Consider the following 14,647-nt stretch of genomic DNA (forward strand, 5'->3'; position numbering starts at 1 on the left):
CAGGAGTACAACCAATCTTAGGCGCAATTGCTGTGATTGCAGCCCAAGTAGAAGGATAATCTTTTTCAGATTCAATCAATAATTGAACCGCTCTTTCTCTGATTTCAGGGGTATATTTTAATTTTGTCATCGGGGTAGTCTCTCAGAATATTGACTCTCCGACAAACCCGGTACGGTTCATTCAAGCAGTGTGTTCTTTATAGGTTTTGGATTACTTCTTACAAGTGTGGGAAGATTTATAGCTCAACAACTTGGTTATGCAACAAAGTTAGAACCATATGAGGTGGTTACAGGTTTTGTGGCAGTAGGTATTGCATGTATTGGTTATTTTATTGGTCTTTATATAGTTCCAAATCCTAAAAAAGAACTTCTAAAGCGTATAGATGAACATTTCAAAAGTAACCCTCCATCACGATCAACTGTTAAGGCGAAGGATAAGTAATGTATAGTCTTCATAATCTTCCAACAGACTACAAAGCATTCCAAACGCTTAATTTATGTAGCAATAAGGTTTTAGGTGGTGGTTTTCCATTTTCTTTAGGTAGTGAATTACCATTGCTAGTCGGAAATGGCCCAGGTCCTGTAATTTGGCTTCAAGCTGTGCAAAATTCATCAACGAAAGAATTAATATTGTTAGTTGATAGAAATGTTCCAACTGTAAAAGGTGTTGAGGTCACTAAACCTGAAGAAGGGGTAATTGAGATTTTTATTGGAACTACAAAAATTTTGAGAATTAAAAAGACAGGGAGTGATTCTGCAGTTATTTCCAAATTGGATCTAAGGCCAATTGGCTTAAATATTACTGGAAATCAAGAAAGCCTTAGTATTGGTGGATCAAGTTTTTCAGGTAATACTTTTCAGGGAGCTCAAGTCGTAATAGGCTTAGGTTAAAAAAGAAATTAAAATAAGACCCACTTCAGTGGGTCTTTTAATACTTAGTCTAAATAATAAAAATTTACATTCTATAAAAGGGCAATGTCCTGAATCTTTTTACAACACTCGTTAAATTAAAGAACAAAACTCAAAGAGATTTAGTTGAGTGAGGTAAAACTACTTTATTTATTAGCATAAGCTACCAAAAAAAATAATTTTGATTCTTTTTTAAAATATTTCTAATATAAAACAATAACTTATGGTTAATTTTTTTTAAAAATAGGGTTGTTTTAGCTATTTAAGGAAACAACCCCATGAAGGAAATAGTCAAGTATTTTTTTTATAAGGTAAAATTGGCAAAAAGTTACATCAATAAGTTATAAAAATAAGCCCTTTAATTAAAAAACATCAATTTGAGAACAAAATTCTTGTGCATTTGATGAGTAGTAAAGTTCAAAACTTGTAGAATCTCCACCAGATCCAATACTGTTTACCTTGTAAAGATAAGTGGTTTTTTTTCCAGCAGCAGATAGTTGATAAGCTTCATATACAAGTGAATTTTTTGTTTTATCTAAACAAATCTTTTTAGTAATAATCCCCTGCTTTTTTAAAGATGGAATATGTTCAAATGAACAATTACTTGTTGGATAACCAAAACAGCCATTAGTTATATCTCCAGGTTCTAACAATACTTTCGTAACTCCAAATCTTGCCTGTCCCCCCTTATAGGTTATTGTCCAAGGGAGTTCATACTTACGATCTTTGAGAATTGTTGGGGTACTACCTAAAACATTAATACGGACCAAACCTTGTCTAGAAGATTCTATAGAGCCGTCATAGTTAATAATTTCTTTAGATCCACTTGTTAACCATTTAATATTTTTTTCATTTGATAAGTAATCCCACCATACATGCTGTTCTTTAGGCATTAGCTTTTTCACAATAACCCCAAACTCATATGTTCCATATCCTTGGAAATAAGGTATAACTGATAAGTTTTCAGCTTGAGTTATTGTGGGAAATAAAATTGATAGTAATGGTAAAAATTGAAATGGTTTCATGATTTTTAGATTTTTCTCTCTATTTAATTAGCAGTAATATAATTTAATAATTAAAAAGTTATAAGCTTTTATAACTTTACAAAGGATCTTATTAACTATAAAAATATCGCAAGTTATCGATAATAAAAAATTGGTTAATATGTCTAAAAAATTCTTTTATAGATTAGACTTCCGTCATAAATCAAAAAACGTACAATTTATTTGATCTTAAATTAATCAGCAAAATTATTTAATTCAAGGGATAATTCTTGGATGAAATTCAAAGATATTCAAAAATTATCAGACGTTAAATTTCGTAGGCTTACCGGTGTTAGCTGGGCTACATTTAACCTCATGTTGGCCGAGCTAAATAAGCATTTACCTTGTCATATTGGTAAAGGACGACCGCATAAATTACCGTTGGAAGATCGTTTGCTCTTATGTATAGAATATTGGAGAGAATATCGAACATTTTTTCATCTTGGTATGAGTTACGGTGTATCTGAAACGAGTGCAATTCGTATCACACGTGTTATTGAAGATACCTTAATCCGTTCTGGAAAATTTAACTTGCCAAAACAACTTCCTAATCGAGATGAAGTGGATTGGGAAGTTGTTGTGATTGATGCAACTGAAATATTAATTCAACGTCCAAAAAAAACAGAAGAAATGGTATAGCGGTAAAAAAAAGCGACATACCTTTAAATTTCAGCTATCTATGCACTATGCAACAGGTGAAATACTGAGTGTATGTGGAAGTCATGGAAGCATGCATGATTTTAAAATATTCAAAAAAAGCATGAGGAAATTAAAATTTAAGCCCTTTTTTATCGTTGATAAGGGGTATTTAGGGATAAAGAAATTGGGTTTTGGATGCCTCATGCCATCTAAAGCAAAGAAAACTGAACAACTAGATTCTGAATTAAAAAAGTTAAATAAAGAGATTGGCCGTAGACGAATTCAAGTAGAGCATGTATTTGGAAGGATGAAATGTTTTAAGATTTTATCTTGTGTATATAGAAATCGTCGTAAACGATTAAACCTGCGGTTTAATTTACTTGCTGGCATATACAATTTAGATTGGGTGAAAGATAAACAATTAAATTGGTTGAAAAATGATTTATGAAGGAAGTCTATTGAATAAGCCAGAATAAGGTAAGGAACCGAATCAAAACTTATACTGATTCAATTTTGATAGAAAAGATTAGAACTAAAATGGTTTTAGGCTACGAAAGCATAATATTTCACTCGATTTATTTTACTAAACAGAAACCTGGATAGGGATTGAGTAATTCAATTTTACCCCCATAATAAATTGAGTCGATATCCGCAGTGAAATTATTAAAGCTATGAGTGATAAACAACCCTTTGAACTGGTGACTAATTATCAACCTGCTGGCGATCAGCCACAGGCCATTGAAAAGCTGGTCAAGGGTATAGAAAAAGGCTATCACGATCAGCTTTTGCTGGGGGTTACCGGTTCAGGTAAAACCTATACTATGGCCAATGTCATCGCCCGTACCCAGCGTCCGACTATTGTCATGGCCCATAACAAAACGCTGGCTGCACAGCTTTATGGCGAATTTAAAGCATTTTTCCCGAATAATGCGGTTGAATATTTCGTCAGTTATTATGACTACTATCAGCCAGAAGCCTATGTGCCATCTTCAGATACCTTTATCGAGAAAGATGCGGCGATTAATGACCACATTGACCAGATGCGTCTTTCGGCCACTCGTGCACTTTTAGAACGACGTGACGCGATTATTGTTGCTTCGGTGTCTGCAATTTATGGTCTGGGTGATCCGAATGCTTATATGAGCATGCTGCTGCATGTGGTGGAAGGGGATCGCATTGGTCGTGATGATATTATCCGTCGTCTGGTCGAAATGCAGTATTCACGTAATGAACTGGAATTCCTGCGTGGTACCTATCGTATCCGTGGTGAGATCATTGATATTTTCCCAGCCGAATCGGATCAGGATGCCATCCGGATTGAACTGTTTGATGATGAAGTCGACTCCATTCGCTGGTTTGATCCTTTAACCGGGAAAATGATCCGTAAAGTGCCGCGTGTCACGATCTATCCTAAAAGTCACTATGTAACACCTAAAGACAATCTGGCTCGCGCGATTGAAACGATTCGAGATGAGTTAAAAGAACGTCTGGTCTTTTTCCGTGAAAATGACAAGTTGCTGGAAGCTCAGCGGATCGAGCAGCGTACCCGTTATGATCTGGAAATGATGCAGCAGCTCGGTTATACCAACGGGATCGAAAACTATTCACGTCATTTATCGGGTCGTCCGGCAGGCGAAGCACCGCCGACGCTTTTTGATTATGTACCTGATGATGCCTTGCTGATTATTGATGAATCGCACGTGACTGTTCCACAAATTGGAGCCATGTACAAAGGTGACCGTTCCCGTAAAGAAAATCTGGTGAATTATGGTTTCCGCTTGCCAAGTGCGCTGGATAACCGTCCGATGAAATTTGAGGAATGGGAACGTATTGTACCGACGACCGTGTACGTCAGTGCCACACCTGCAAGATATGAACTGGAAAAATCTGAACAGGTGGTCGAGCAGGTGGTTCGTCCAACCGGTCTGATTGATCCGGAAATTGAAATCCGTCCAGTCCTGACTCAGGTCGATGATGTACTGTCTGAAATCAATATCCGTAAGGAAATGAATGAGCGTGTGCTGGTGACGACCTTGACCAAGCGCATGGCAGAAGACCTGACATCCTATTTAAAAGAATATGGAATCAAGGTTGCCTATTTGCATTCCGATATTGATACCGTTGAGCGTGTGAAGATTATTCATGAGCTACGTACCGGTGTGTATGATGTTCTGGTCGGCATTAACCTGCTGCGTGAAGGTCTGGATATGCCAGAAGTTTCACTGGTTGCAATCCTGGATGCGGATAAAGAAGGTTTTCTGCGTTCAGAACGTTCATTGATTCAGACCATTGGTCGTGCTGCGCGTAACTTGAAAGGTAAAGCGATTTTGTATGCGGATCGCATCACCGATTCAATGCAAAAAGCCATTGATGAGACTGAACGCCGTCGTGCCAAACAGATTCAGTTCAATGAAGAGCATGGTATTACACCACGTAGTGCAGTACGTCAGGTGATTAAGGAAATTGATACGGGTGAAGTGCTGGATGATGAAACTATTGAGCTGAAAGCTTCGGATCAGGCCCGTGCGATCAGTGCAGATGAGCGCCATATCATGGCCGATCCAAAGATGTTCGCGAAGCATATCAATAAACTGGAGAAAGAAATGCTCAAGGCTTCAAAAGAGCTACAATTTGAGCAGGCTGCACGTATACGGGATGAAATTTTACGTTTAAAAGCGCAGATGTTAAGTTAGGTCTGTGTGTAAATTACAGATTTAAATTACGCAAAATCAATCACAAACCTAACATAATGCTACAAAGTATGTCTGCGGATGTCGCTATTGTAAGTACGAAATATTCATGTTGAAAATTTTGTCCTGATCAAATAGGTATTGTATGGCAACTAAAAATAATCTCCCTCATGCGGGATTGAAACTTGCAAAAATTGCAGTGGGTGGTGCAGTTCTACTTGGACTCGGGGCTGCAACCATGGCTTATGCCAAGAACGATTCTTTACCCACTGTAGAGAAAGTTGAACTGGACCGTTATTTGGGCACCTGGTATGAAGTGGCTCGTAAACCACTTACATTCCAGAACAAGTGTGATCGTGATGTTACGGCGACGTATACATTAAATGAAAATGGTAACGTTAATGTAGATAACCGCTGTATCCAGAAAAATGGTCAGGTGACCCAATCAGTGGGTGAGGCATACATTCAGAATGCACCTTATAACACCAAGCTCAAAGTAAGTTTCTTACCAGAGTTTATTCGCTGGTTGCCAGTGGGCCGTGGCGATTATTGGGTATTGAAACTGGATGATAATTATCAAACCGTACTGGTAGGCGAGCCTAAACGTAAATATATGTGGGTATTGTCACGTGACCCTCAACTTGATCAGAACGTGGTGAATGAATACCTGCAATATGCGCAATCTGTGGGTTATGATTTGAGTGATGTGATACATACCAAACAGACCCAACAGGCAAGAAAATAAAAGGCCAATCGGGTTATGTATAAAAAACCTGCTTCGGCATGGTTTTTTTTAATCCATCTCTTTTTTGAATTATATATTTTGCCTTGCTATTACCTTTGGTCAGATGAATCTTCAAGCTTTATTTTAGACTAATCGTTATAATGTGCTGGAATGATCTTGGATTTGAAGCATGTATAAAGGTATTGCATTATCGGTATTGGCATCAGTGGTATTTGGTGTTCTTTATATATTCACGCCATTGTTGCAGCCTTTAGACAGTGAACAAACCTTTGCCTGGCGGATGCTGGCGACCATTCCATTTTTGACTGCGTTCATGTGGTGGTCAGGCGATTTGAGTCATATCACTCATATTTTTAAACGCATTCTCAAACAGCCTGCTTTTCTGATCTGGTTGATCATCAGTTCCCTGTTATGTACGACACAGTTGTGGCTCTTTTTATGGGGACCAATTAATGGCCGCGGTTTACAGGTATCCCTGGGATATTTCCTGTTGCCTTTAGTCATGGTCTTGGTCGGATGTGTGCTCTATAAAGAGAAGTTGTCTCGCTGGCAAATGGCAGCAGTCGCACTGGCCATATTAGGTGTAGGACATGAAATCTGGAGGATCGGTTCGATCGCGTGGGAAACGGTGTATGTAGCACTGGCATATCCGCTGTATTTCTTTATGCGCCGTAAATTCCAGACGGATCATTTGGGCGGTTTCTGGTGGGACCTTTTCATCATTCTGCCTGTCGCGATTTATCTGGGCTTTATTCATAGCGATTCCATGCAATTAATTCTTAATGCACAGCATTTGATTTTTGCGGTATTGGGTCTAGGCTTTTTAAGTGCGTTAGGATTGGGAAGCTATATTCTGGCGAGTCGCTATTTGCCTTTTGTCATCTTTGGGTTATTGAGCTATTTAGAACCAGTACTTTTGGCTTTTGCGTCTATGGCATTAGGGGAGCGGGTTGAAGCTGGCGAATGGCTGACTTATCTTCCGATCTGGCTGGCCGTCGTATTGTTGGTGATTGAAGGTATACTACACATTATTGAACAACGAAAAAGACGCTTGGCACTAGCACAAAATTTAGAGCGTTATCAGAAACGTTTAGATTCTTGAATGATAAATTTGACTGAATAAACAACATTTAACAAAAATCTGGTTTTTATAGTTAGTAGATGATTTTTCAAATTTTAAATGCAAAATCATCTGACTAATTACAATTATTTTCAAAATTTATAGTGAATATATCGGATTTTCGGCCAGAGTTAATCAGCTTTTGATTCAAACTTGCGGCTAATTCCATTACAATTATCGGGTTTTGAAATTTATGCTTAGATTTACAATTAATTAGAGGACGTATCTGTGAGCAAAGACACTATCGTTGCCCTCCATGCAGAGCACCAAGGTCGTTGGAAAAACCGTGAAGAACTTGCGGAACGTATGATTGCCCTAGTAGGTCAGTTATATCGTGAAAAAAATATCGTAGCTACAGTTTACGGTCGCTCTTTAATTAACCGTTCTGTAATCCAGATCCTTAAAGCGCATCGTCGTACTCGCGTATTAGACGTTGAGCTTTCTGTTGTAGACACTTTCCCAATCCTTGAAGCATTGGCAAAAGTGGAAAACATCGGTACTGCTGAAATTGATCTAGGCAAACTTGCTGTTGAATTCAAAGCGAAAGGTGGTGATGTTAACGCATTCGTTGCTGATGCTGTGAAATCACTTGAAGGCAATGCAACTTCTGTTGAAGGTAAAGACGTTGTTCTTTACGGTTTCGGTCGTATCGGTCGTATCCTTGCCCGTTTGATGATCAGCCAGTCAGGTCTAGGCCGTGGCTTGAACCTGAAAGCAATCGTAGTTCGTAAATCATCTGACGGTGACCTTGAAAAACGTGCGTCTTTATTACGTCGTGACTCAATCCATGGTCCATTCGCGGGTACGATTTCTGTAGATGAAGAAAACGAAGCAATTATTGCAAACGGTCAGTTCATCAAAGTGATCTATGCATCTAATCCATCTGAAGTGGATTACACTGCATACGGTATCGAAAATGCATTAGTGATCGATAACACTGGTAAATGGCGTGATGCTGAAGGTCTTGCTCAACACCTTAAATGCCCAGGCGCTGCCCGTGTAATTCTGACTGCACCTGGTAAAGGTGACATGAAGAACGTTGTATTTGGTGTGAACCAGGCTGACATCCTTGATGAAGATCAAATCATCTCTGCTGCAAGCTGTACAACCAATGCGATCACTCCAACATTGAAAGTGTTAAACGACAAATACACAGTGATCAATGGTCACGTTGAAACAGTTCACTCGTTCACAAACGACCAGAACCTGATCGACAACTACCACAAAGCTGACCGTCGTGGCCGTGCTGCAACATTGAACATGGTCATCACTGAAACTGGTGCTGCTAAAGCAGTTGCGAAAGCACTTCCTGCACTGAAAGGCAAGTTGACTGGTAACTCTGTACGTGTTCCTACACCAAACGTATCTCTTGCGATCCTGAACCTGACTTTAGATAAAGAAGTTGATCGTGATGAAGTGAATGAATACATTCGCCAAATCTCAATCAATTCTAACCTTCAAGGTCAAATCGGTTATACAAACTCTACTGAAGTTGTATCTTCTGACTTTATCGGTTCGCGTACTGCAGGTGTATTCGACGCTCAAGCGACTATCACTTCAGGCAACCGTTTAACTTGCTACGTTTGGTATGACAACGAAGTAGGTTATAGCTGCCAGGTACTTCGCATTGCTGAACAAATGGGCGGCGTAAGCTATCCAAAAGTTCCTGCTGAAACAAATGCATAATTTGTAGAAGTGATCTAAAAAAGAGCCTCTTTTGAGGCTCTTTTTTATTGTGGAAGATAAAGGTGGCAAATCAGCTTTATAAAACTATTGCATTAATTGATGGAAAATTCACCTTGATACGTCCATATGAATCTGTTAACTTACAAATGGTAAGTACATAAAAATAGTAAGTAATAACTAAAAACTGTGATCAAGAAAGGAACTTTTCAATGACCAAGTATGCAATCAGTCCATTGTTGGGACAGGTGCTATCTAATGAATGTTCATCCCGTGAAATACTGGAACATCTCACCAATAAATGGTCAGTGCTGGTATTGCGCTGTTTAAGTGAGGGTGTACATCGTTTTAGTGAGCTGAAGCAGCGAATTGAAGGGATCAGTGAAAAGATGCTTGCACAAACCTTAAAAATGCTGGAGCAGGACGGTTTTATTTTAAGAACGGTATATCCGATTGTACCCCCTAAAGTGGAATATCAATTGACCATTACTGGTTCGCAAGCGGCAGAAAAAATAAATTATTTGATTGGCTGGGTAGAGCGGAGTTTGCCAGAGATTTTGGAAAATAAAGAGCGTGTTGCTAAATAAAACTTAAATTGCTTTTGGGGAAGCAATAAATGGATAAATCAGAAAATTTAGTTGCTCGATTATTGGCAGTGTACGCAATTATCCTAACTTTATGCATCGCTATTTATGCGATCTTTCAACTTTTAGAAGTTGATCTCACTTTAGCGACTAATCTTTTACTTTGGTCAGCTGCAATCTTTGCTCCAATAGCCGTATTAATGACTTATACAAGCTGGAGAGAGCAGAAAGGGAGTGAAATTCTATCTAGTATGTCTAAAGATAATTATGCATCTTTGCTTGCATTAGAGAGTCATTTGATAGATGTAGCAAATAGCGTGAAATATCAATTTAAATCATGACAATTAAGTGAAAATAGAGAAAAACTTTTTAATAACCAGTATCTTTTTGAAATTGAAAAATTAAAAGATCGAACGTCTTCACTCAAAAAAAATCTGGATATGATAGTTCGGTATCAAAAGGAAAATATAGAATTAAAGACATTGGTAAATAATTTTAATTCTGAATGTGAGTTGGTGAATGAAGGTATAAAAGGGCTCTGTGATCATATTGGAACATATGGTAACGATGATACTTACTTTAAAGCTAATTATTTAAAATATGAAAATGATCTTGATATGACAGTAGGTGAAGCTAATAGACCGACCCAAGAGCTTAGAAATTAGCTCATCAACCTTGTTTTTATAAAACTTAATAAGACAGTTGATAATTTTTTTTTGGATTACAAATGAGTTATTTTTCAAAATCAACTCAATCAAAGAGTAAAACACAATCAAGAAAATTAAGCTTAAAGTAGTAAATCACTTCAACTATAAGAAAAGACCTAACTCAAATCTAAGCTAAGTACAAATATTTTGTTGATCTTTATTTTGTATAAGTTCCTCACAATAATTTCTTGATAAATCGTCAATCTGTATCAGCTTTTTGCTTGAATAATATAAAATAATCTTAAATTGGGTCTTCTTCATGGAAAGCCCAATAAATATAGTCGAGAAATGCTTTAAAATATGGCAGAATAGGCGGTTTTTAAAGTTTTTAGAGGATTGGCATTATGCGCTTTGTTGATGAAGCAGTCATTACCGTAGAGGCTGGCGACGGTGGCAATGGCGTAGCCAGTTTTCGCCGTGAAAAGTTCGTACCATTTGGTGGTCCAGATGGTGGTGATGGTGGTCGTGGCGGCAGCATTTATATTCAGGCTGACGACGACACGAGTACCCTTGTAGATTATCGTTATACCCGTAAATTTCGCGCTGAACGTGGTAAAAACGGTGCTGGCGCAAACTGTGCTGGTCGTGGTGGCGAATCAGTTATTTTAAAAGTTCCTGTGGGAACAACTATCGTCGATTCTGAATCTGGCGATATTATTGGAGATCTGGTTGAAGACGGCCAGAAAGTATTAGTGGCACATGGCGGCCAAGGTGGTTTGGGTAATACCCACTTCAAATCATCAACCAACCGTTCTCCGCGTAAATGTACGCATGGTACCAAAGGCGAATTCCGTGAAATCCGTCTTGAGCTGAAAGTGCTGGCTGATGTTGGCTTGCTCGGCATGCCAAACGCAGGTAAATCAACCTTTATCCGTGCAGTTTCTGCTGCAAAACCAAAAGTGGCGGATTATCCATTCACAACCATGGTGCCTAACCTGGGTGTAGTGGATGCGGATCGTCACCGTTCATTCGTGATGGCGGATATTCCAGGTCTGATCGAAGGTGCGGCAGAAGGTGCAGGTCTCGGGATTCGCTTCCTGAAACATTTGGCACGTACCCGTATTCTGCTTCACATTGTAGATGTTCAACCGATTGACGGTTCAGATCCAGCTTACAATGCCAAAGCGATTTTGAATGAGTTGCAAAAATTCTCCCCAACACTTTCAAAATTACCAGTGGTATTGGTTCTAAACAAGGTCGATCAGCTTGCTGTAGATACTCGTGACGAATGGTGTAATCACATTCTTGAAGAATTGCAGTGGGAAGGTCCTGTCTTTAAAACTTCAGGCTTAACGGCTGAAGGCACTAAGGATGTGGTGTATTACCTGATGGATCAAATCGAGCAGCAACGCGAACGCGAAGTTGAAGATCCTGAATACGCAGCAGAGATGAAAGAATTCCGTGATCAGCTTGAAGCTGAAACACGTGAACAAACGATTGCTGCGAAAGAAGCTTATCGTGAAATGCGTCGCGCTCAACGTCTGGGTGGCGATGACTTTGATGATGAAGATGATGACGACAGCGACGTAGAAGTATATTACGTACGTTAATCTTTTAAAGATAAGTCTGAGGACAAGATGATAGAAGTGGTAGATGGGCAACGTCAGCTCAAGGGTTGTAAACGAATCGTTGTTAAAATCGGATCATCTTTACTCACAGCAAACGGGCAAGGTTTAGATTTAGATGCGATCTCGCATTGGGCAGGACAAATCGCGGATCTACACAATGCCGGACACGAGATTATTCTCGTTTCTTCCGGAGCTGTGGCTGAAGGTATGGTTCGAATGAAACTTGAGAATCGACCCACGGATCTACCCAGTCTTCAGGCTTGTGCTGCCATTGGTCAAATGGGTTTAATCCAGACCTGGTCAAGTGTACTGGAAAAACACAGCATTCAAACCGCTCAGGTATTATTGACTCATGATGATCTGGCAGACCGTCGTCGCTATCTCAACTCTTGTGATGCTTTGCAACACCTGATTGACTGGCATGTGATTCCAGTCATTAATGAAAATGACACGGTTTCTACTGATGAAATCCGCTTTGGTGATAACGATACACTCGCAGCGATGGTCGCAGGTCAAGTTCATGCAGATCTGCTGATTATCCTGACTGATCAGGAAGGCATGTTTGACTCGGATCCACGTTCTAATCCGGATGCCAAACTGTTTCATACCGTGCGTGCCATGGATGAAAGCCTGTTTGATATGGCAGGCGGCGGCGGAAAATTTGGTCGTGGCGGTATGCTGACCAAAGTCCGTGCTGCACGTCTGGCTGCAAAATCTGGTTGTCCAACGCTGATCGCTAGTGGTGATAGCGACAATGTTTTATCGCGCCTAATGGCAGGTGAAATGTTGGGTACACTTTTTATCACTGATGATGATCGCATGACTGCACATCAGCAATGGTTAGCAGCGCATCTGCAAACTGCAGGTCGTCTGGTGATTGATGATGGTGCGGTTAAAGCCATCAAAGAAAATCACCGTAGCTTGTTGCCTGTCGGTGTCAAAGCGGTAGAAGGACATTTTGACCGTGGTGATGTAGTGGAATGTGTCGATCGACAAGGTCACCGTATTGCTGTAGGACGTGTCAACTTCAGTTCGCGTTCAGCAGAAATCGTCAAAGGTCTGGCCTCAGATAAAGTGCATCAGGTCTTAGGTGAAGCGCGTTCTTTAGAGATGATTCACCGCAATCATATGGCGATTTACTAAATCTTCGGTCTATAAAAAAATCCCGCTTTCGAGCGGGATTTTTTTATGACATTTGGATTAAGTTTATTTAATCCATCCCATTCGAATAAAAGGCTTAAACAGGAATTGATGAATACTGAAAATAAAGCGCATGATTTTATTCTCATATTTCCACCAGAGCGGTAAGCCGGCAAGATTGACTGCTAAAGCAATCAGGAATGCTCCCACCATATCAATCGGAAAATGTACACCCACATAAACTCGTGACCAGGCTACCAGCCAAGCAGTCCAGAGCAGGATTCGTCCCAAATCACGTTGTGCTGAGAAATAATAGGCAAAGGCAATCCCGCTGAAAATACTCATGTGATTGCTTGGGAATGAACCTGTAGGCGCATGTTCAATCAGAGTTCGGCCAACTTCCATGACAAAAGGGCGAGGTGTGTTTAGAACTGCAGATAATACCTCGCTAATCGACAAGGTAATTGCTGTGAAGATTGCAGCTTTAATAATCCCGGTTTTTACTTCATGACTACCACGCAGCCAGGCAATAGCAAAAATCAGCAGGAATACATACACCAGATCATGCGCTATCAGACTGGCATAGTTAATCATCCAGATCGAGGCTTGGTCAGGTACATTGAGAAGATGAAACAGATACAGGTTCAATTGATCGAGTGACATGAGGAGAGAGGGTTGACACAAATGTCCGTTACTCTAAACCGATCAAAGCTCAATTCATATCTGAGTTTGTATGAATTTGTAGCATTGATTTTTCAGAGAATATTCACATGATAAAAAAACCACTCAAAAGAGTGGTTCTTAAAAGTCTGAGGAATATAATGAAGTCTTATTTAAACTGAATCGCCCCATTCGCGCTGACGGTCATTTGCGATTCACCCGCCGCAAATTCCTGCTCAGGAACCGCCATATCAGCCGATGCAGATTTCATCATGGCCATACGCGGTACTGGCTGTGGTGAATAATTGTTAGTATTCAGGTTTAAGTTCACCAGTTGATAACTCGGTTTATTCCAGGTCTGGGTGAGTGCCTGTGCGCGTTGCTGGAAGTTTTTGGTGGCTTCAATTATCAGTTCGCTTTCAACTTTTTTACGCTTTTCGTCTGATACTTTAAAGTTAATCGACTGGGTCTGGAAGTGCTGTTGTAATTCGGCAATCAGTTGAGATGTCGCTTTAAAATCTTTCGATTCCAGACGAATTTGGGCACGACCACGCCATTCTTTCAATTTACGGTTGTCATTGTCATAAATAGGGTAAGTACTTTGTGCCCCAGTCTCGATTTTCACAGTTGGATATTTGCGTGCTGTGGCGATCGCCTGACTCATCAGCTGGTTAATTTGAGTGGCCAGTTCAGCTGGTTGTTTGTTGGATTTTTCAATATAAAGCACAGCATGCATTTCATCATTTGAGATTTCACGGCTGGCCTCTGCTGAAAGATTAACAACATTATAATTCAGAGATTCAGCAGGAGCTGCGAATGTGCCTGTGGAGAGGGTGCTGGCAAGGATCAAACTGGTAAGTGCTAAGAGACGCATGAAATTGTCCTGTTTTTCTTAAAATTGGCCATCTAAGCCGTTGTTAAAATATTAAATCTCAATTGTGATCTTTTTACGAAATATTTGTCGTAAGAGTGTTAAATTTTCTTTAATTTTATCTCATTATTTAATTTATATTTATTATTAATAATTAAATACTTAATAAATAATTTTAAGATTGATTACCTGAATGCCGCCTGCGCTACAAAAAAGCATAAAAGAACACGCTTTTCTTTCTGCTGTCACACTGTAAGATGATGATTTAGGGGATGGATTAGCATGATG

The 14,647-nt window shown here is 39.6% G+C and carries 13 protein-coding genes and 2 pseudogenes; 11 read left to right on the top strand and 4 right to left on the bottom strand.

Going from position 1 to position 14,647, the window contains the following annotated elements; genetic code table 11:
• Positions 1–130 (bottom strand): annotated as a pseudogene (locus F897_RS17475) (IS3 family transposase); the annotation flags it as partial.
• 311 nt (positions 131–441) lie between these two features.
• Between F897_RS17475 and F897_RS08075 the strand changes: the two are divergent.
• On the top strand, positions 442–891 hold the full coding sequence (locus F897_RS08075) for a hypothetical protein (protein WP_005233118.1): 450 nt from the start codon (positions 442–444) through the stop codon (positions 889–891).
• A gap of 380 nt (positions 892–1,271) precedes the next feature.
• On the opposite strand, the gene F897_RS08080 is transcribed toward F897_RS08075, so the two are convergent.
• The gene (locus tag F897_RS08080; protein ID WP_005233117.1) at positions 1,272–1,934 is read right to left on the bottom strand and encodes a hypothetical protein; all 663 of its coding nucleotides are present in this window, start codon (positions 1,932–1,934) and stop codon (positions 1,272–1,274) included.
• A 252-nt stretch (positions 1,935–2,186) separates the two neighbouring features.
• Here F897_RS08080 and F897_RS08085 point away from each other — a divergent pair, with 252 nt between their 5' ends.
• From F897_RS08085 to proB, 10 genes and pseudogenes are all read left to right on the top strand, one after another.
• Positions 2,187–2,591 (top strand): transposase family protein, encoded by a 405-nt coding sequence (locus F897_RS08085; protein WP_005234907.1) that lies wholly within the window; start codon positions 2,187–2,189, stop codon positions 2,589–2,591.
• Positions 2,592–2,628: 37 nt separating this feature from the next.
• Positions 2,629–3,039, top strand: a pseudogene (locus F897_RS17050) (transposase family protein); the annotation flags it as partial.
• Positions 3,040–3,262: 223 nt separating this feature from the next.
• The gene (gene uvrB, locus F897_RS08100; RefSeq protein ID WP_005234910.1) at positions 3,263–5,284 is read left to right on the top strand and encodes an excinuclease ABC subunit UvrB; all 2,022 of its coding nucleotides are present in this window, start codon (positions 3,263–3,265) and stop codon (positions 5,282–5,284) included.
• Positions 5,285–5,426: 142 nt separating this feature from the next.
• Positions 5,427–6,026, top strand: a complete 600-nt coding sequence (locus F897_RS08105; protein WP_005234914.1) for a lipocalin family protein — start codon at positions 5,427–5,429, stop codon at positions 6,024–6,026.
• 169 nt (positions 6,027–6,195) lie between these two features.
• Positions 6,196–7,128 (top strand): EamA family transporter RarD, encoded by a 933-nt coding sequence (gene rarD / locus F897_RS08110; RefSeq protein WP_005234915.1) that lies wholly within the window; start codon positions 6,196–6,198, stop codon positions 7,126–7,128.
• 246 nt (positions 7,129–7,374) lie between these two features.
• Complete coding sequence (locus F897_RS08115; protein WP_004782721.1) at positions 7,375–8,832, top strand: glyceraldehyde-3-phosphate dehydrogenase; 1,458 nt, start codon at positions 7,375–7,377, stop codon at positions 8,830–8,832.
• A 209-nt stretch (positions 8,833–9,041) separates the two neighbouring features.
• Entirely contained in the window at positions 9,042–9,416 is a 375-nt protein-coding gene (locus tag F897_RS08120) for a winged helix-turn-helix transcriptional regulator (RefSeq protein WP_005234916.1), read from the top strand.
• Between the two features lie 29 nt (positions 9,417–9,445).
• Complete coding sequence (locus F897_RS08125; protein ID WP_005234917.1) at positions 9,446–9,754, top strand: hypothetical protein; 309 nt, start codon at positions 9,446–9,448, stop codon at positions 9,752–9,754.
• Positions 9,755–10,464: 710 nt separating this feature from the next.
• Complete coding sequence (gene cgtA, locus F897_RS08135) at positions 10,465–11,670, top strand: Obg family GTPase CgtA (RefSeq protein ID WP_004782712.1); 1,206 nt, start codon at positions 10,465–10,467, stop codon at positions 11,668–11,670.
• Between the two features lie 27 nt (positions 11,671–11,697).
• The gene (proB, locus tag F897_RS08140) at positions 11,698–12,831 is read left to right on the top strand and encodes a glutamate 5-kinase (protein WP_005234922.1); all 1,134 of its coding nucleotides are present in this window, start codon (positions 11,698–11,700) and stop codon (positions 12,829–12,831) included.
• A 63-nt stretch (positions 12,832–12,894) separates the two neighbouring features.
• Here the strand turns inward: proB and F897_RS08145 are convergent, their stop codons facing one another.
• Both F897_RS08145 and F897_RS08150 read right to left on the bottom strand, forming a co-directional pair.
• Positions 12,895–13,491 carry a phosphatase PAP2 family protein gene (locus F897_RS08145; protein ID WP_005234923.1) on the bottom strand — a complete coding sequence of 199 codons (597 nt, stop codon included), beginning with the start codon at positions 13,489–13,491 and terminating at the stop codon, positions 12,895–12,897.
• A 166-nt stretch (positions 13,492–13,657) separates the two neighbouring features.
• Positions 13,658–14,362 (bottom strand): SIMPL domain-containing protein, encoded by a 705-nt coding sequence (locus F897_RS08150; RefSeq protein WP_005234925.1) that lies wholly within the window; start codon positions 14,360–14,362, stop codon positions 13,658–13,660.
• Positions 14,363–14,647: the final 285 nt, after the last annotated feature.

It is taken from the genome of Acinetobacter variabilis, from assembly GCF_000369625.1.
Lineage (GTDB): Bacteria > Pseudomonadota > Gammaproteobacteria > Pseudomonadales > Moraxellaceae > Acinetobacter > Acinetobacter variabilis.